The organism is Streptomyces sp. NPDC000880, from assembly GCF_053599675.1.
Window position 1 is genome coordinate 1 of record NZ_JBSFMS010000232.1, and the last position, 3,675, is coordinate 3,675.

A 3,675-nucleotide genomic window follows, 5' to 3' on the forward strand; every position below is an offset into this window, starting at 1 on the left:
TGGCGTGTGACCAGTGCAAATCTTCAGAAGAAGCGACTCGTCTCAGCCCGAAGGGCACCGTGCGGCCCGAAAAGAGCAACGGCCAAAAGGCCGTGCGCGTTTTGGCATGCACAAGAAAGGCTCTGACCGGCATTCCTGCTGGTCAGAGCCTTGATCCGGAGTGCCCCCGGCAGGATTCGAACCTGCGCACACGGCTCCGGAGGCATTGACGGTCCCACGCGTTCGTGCAGGTCAGCGACGTCTCTGACGGGTCGTCGGCTTCGTCGTGTCAGAAATGCGTCACAGGCCGGGACGGGGCGCCTTGATCGCGATCAGTGGCTCACTGCGGTACGTGACGTGCTGCGAAACCCTCCGGAGGTCGGCCTTCCCTGCGTTTTCCCAGGTCGGCTGCTTACTTGACGGTCTGTTAGGGCTGCGGTCCCGCGTATTCCCACGAAAATGAAATGCCTTAGATGTCTGTTCTGTTGCGAGCGTACCGTGCAGCGGTGGTGCAGGCTGCGGCTGAATACCCATGAGTAGGGCTGGCATTCTAGCTCCGGATGCAGTGCTGTCTGCGGCCTTCCGTTCCCGTTGGCTTCTGAACGCGTGCCGCTTCGAGTGGCGGACGAACAGCCAGGCGGCCAGCACAATACGGGAGGCCCGCCGTCGCGGTTTCAGTCCGTCACGACGACGGCGTCCACACCCGCGAGATCCCTCGCCTCCTCCAACCGCGCCGCTTCACGGACCACGACGTGGTTGCCGAGGTCGACGGACAGCTGCGCGACGAGCCGATCGAGACCCGACCGCCAGTCGGCGGGCCCGTCCTCAGGCGGCACGACGACCAGTTCCAGCAGGTCCGCGGGGTGCGCCGCGGTGCGTTCCGCGACGCTGCCAGTCAGCGCCAGGTACGCGGGAGGCGGGTCCAGGTCGCGCTCGCACCGGCTGCGGACCTCCTCGGCGACCCGCCAGGTGAGATCCGTGATGCCTTCCAGGGCCTTCCAGACGATGTGGCCGGGCACCACGTGTACCGGCTCACCGCGCCGGCGCGGCCGCAGAAGGCCCAGCAGGCCGAGCCGGAAGAGGGCACTCTCCAGTTGGGTCACGGCCACGGAGGCCCGCCGGGCGAGTTCTTCGAGCTCCAGTGGCTCCTGCGGGTCGCTCGCGCGATGCGCGGTCAGGGCGGTGACGATCCGGCTGGACGCACCGGGGAAGAGGGCCGGGAGCGGATCGGTGAAGTTCACGCGGACCGCGCCTGCCGCGAGCCATCGGGCTCGTCCACTGGGGGAAGGGTGTCCATGAAGGAACTCACCGAGAAGACGGCACGTCCCGCTCCGGGCGGGCCGTAACCGGGCGGGGAACTCAGCCCGTACTCCTCAAGCGTCGCCCGGTACGTCTCCAGCAGCCGCACGTGGTACTCAAGTGGTGCTCCCTGCGGATTCCCGATGCCCAGCGGGGTGGTCGGCTCGGGGCACCAGGTGGTGAACCGCGGGGTGATGCCGTGGGACATGAAGAACCGCAGACCCTCGGTGGTCGAGGCGATCGCCTCGTCGACGGTGGCGAACCCCGCCGGGGTGGCCATCTCCACGCCTGCGACGAAATTCGGGATGACGTTCTCGGCGCCGAACACCTCGGTGGACTCCAGGATCCTGCGGTGCCATTCGTCCCGGCCCACGTACTGCTCCTTGCCAGGGCAGTAGAGCTGGAAGAGACGCTTGTCCCACACCTCGAAGTTGGGGTGGTAAATACGGATGCCGTAGTCGTGGAAGCGCTGTACGTCGGCCTTCGGCAGGGCCTGGCAGACCACCTTGCCGATCCACCGGCCGGGGAAGCGCTCCTCGATGGCCTGTGCGTAACGACCGTAGAAGTCGGCTTCGTTGAGGCCCTGTACCCTGCCGGTGATCGCACCGCCGGTCAGTGTGTAGGCCTGGGAGGCATGCGAGGTGTCATGCCGGTCGACGATTGCGAGAGCTTCGAGCACTTCCTCGACTGCCTTGACACCGGTGTAGGGGCGCCCGGCCGCCTTGTGCTGGCGCCAGTTGTGGTTGATGTCGCAGTACTGGCACTCCTGCTTCGCGCCGAAGTACTGGCACACGCGGAAGACGGTCAGGTAGATGAGGTATCCCCACTGGATGGTGGGAGCCACCTCCATCACCGACTTGCCGTTCGCCAGCGTCTGCCGGTAGTACTCCGGCATCGGCGGCAAGCCCACGTCGGCGATGCGCCGCCCGTCGAGGTACAGGCCGATCGCCCCGTCGTCGTCCGCCCGCACCAGGTAGGGGGAGGAGGGGTTGACCCGTACCGAGACGACCGTACGGCGCAGCCCGTACGGGCCGCCGGTCAGCACGAGTTCCTCCGGAGGACGGTGCAGTGCGGCGGCTCCGAGCTCGGGGAGCGTGCTGTGGTCGAAGGAGAAGATGAAGTACGACTTCGGCTTGACCTGTACGCCTGCGTTGTCACCGAGGACGGAATCGTCGAAGGCCATGCCGCCGCGGAGCAGGTCCTCCTTGATGACAGCTTCCGGTGGTACGGACGGGAACCGCTCCATCAGGTTCTCGACCAGGCTTGTACGGCTGTGCATGTGCTGCTCTCTGGTTGATTGTCCGCGGCGGCCTGACGGCACTTCTAGGCCACCGAGACGAACACGGCGCCCTGCCCACGCGTACGGCGTACACCGGTACTGGATGCGTCGTCGGCCGTCCGGAGGGTTTGCCGGTACGCAGGTCGAAGCGCGACCCGTGGAGCCAGCACTCGATCGTGCAGTTCTCGACCACGCCCTCGGCCAGCGAGATGTCGGCGTGCGAACAGGTGTCGCTGATCGCGAATACCTCACCGCCGGTGAGTACCACCGACACCGGTACGTCCGCCACCTCGATCCGTTTGGGTGTCCTCCTCAAGCTCGCTCAGCAGGCATACCCGTGCGAATGCAGCGTCCGTGGTCAGGGCGATCCCCTCCCGTCCGGTCTCGTGTGTCGGCATGTGCGGGGGCCGGGCGTTTACCAGGTCATCGCCGAACTGGGGCTTCGCCGCGGGATGTCTCGTCGGCTCCGCCCGCGCGACTGCGACGGAACCGGCGAGTGCTGGAAGGTCAGCGGCCAGGCAACAAACGCCCGGCGCCGGCGAAGGGGCATACCCCCGACACTGGGCGCCGTGTCGCGACCGCTGCCTGTCCGGCATCACTCGTGACCACCACGCTAGCTTTGTCCGGTCCGGGGCGGATCGGTCTCCGGTAGCAGTCGTCTCGGCAGAAAGCACTAGTACTGCAACGCCGATCCATGTGGCATACCCACGCGTTCCGCCTGGGACCCCGGCGATCAGAGTGTGCGAAGCGATTGTGATCTCGGCGGGGTTCGGGCTGACGCTCGACACGGGATCGCTGGTGTACTTCACCGTCGACAGCAACGTCATCGCGTTCGGCTACTTCATCGGCGCGGCGTACTGGATGCTGCGGCGCCGCACCCCAGGACACGCCCGCTCCGCGCCTCAGCCGTGTTCTGCATGACCGGCACCGGCCTGGTCGCGCACTTCATCCTCAATAACGGCGCGACCCGCGCCCTGAGCTTGTTCTCTTTCTCCAACACTGCGCAGAGTGACCGTAGGCGTTGGGTCTATCAGGAATTAGGTGTGATTCGTCTGTTTGGCCTACGGGTCTTTCGGTGGGCTGATCGGCCTACACTCGTCCGGCCGTAAGGCGGCCGT

3 protein-coding genes and 1 pseudogene are annotated in these 3,675 nt (G+C 66.3%); 1 reads left to right on the plus strand and 3 read right to left on the minus strand.

The genetic code is table 11. The annotated features are described in order from the left end of the window. Positions 1-653 precede the first annotated feature (653 nt). The 3 genes and pseudogenes from ACWDO5_RS35490 to ACWDO5_RS35500 all read right to left on the minus strand — a co-directional run. Entirely contained in the window at positions 654-1,220 is a 567-nt protein-coding gene (locus ACWDO5_RS35490; protein ID WP_450534648.1) for a hypothetical protein, read from the minus strand. Beyond that, on the minus strand, positions 1,217-2,557 hold the full coding sequence (locus ACWDO5_RS35495) for a radical SAM protein (RefSeq protein WP_450534649.1): 1,341 nt from the start codon (positions 2,555-2,557) through the stop codon (positions 1,217-1,219). Before ACWDO5_RS35495 ends, ACWDO5_RS35490 begins: the two co-directional genes overlap by 4 nt. Before the next feature lie 76 nt (positions 2,558-2,633). Beyond that, positions 2,634-2,955 (minus strand): annotated as a pseudogene (locus tag ACWDO5_RS35500) (non-heme iron oxygenase ferredoxin subunit); the annotation flags it as partial. Positions 2,956-3,295: 340 nt separating this feature from the next. Between ACWDO5_RS35500 and ACWDO5_RS35505 the strand changes: the two are divergent. Beyond that, positions 3,296-3,478, plus strand: coding sequence for a hypothetical protein (locus ACWDO5_RS35505; protein ID WP_450534650.1), 183 nt, complete (start codon positions 3,296-3,298; stop codon positions 3,476-3,478). Positions 3,479-3,675: the final 197 nt, after the last annotated feature.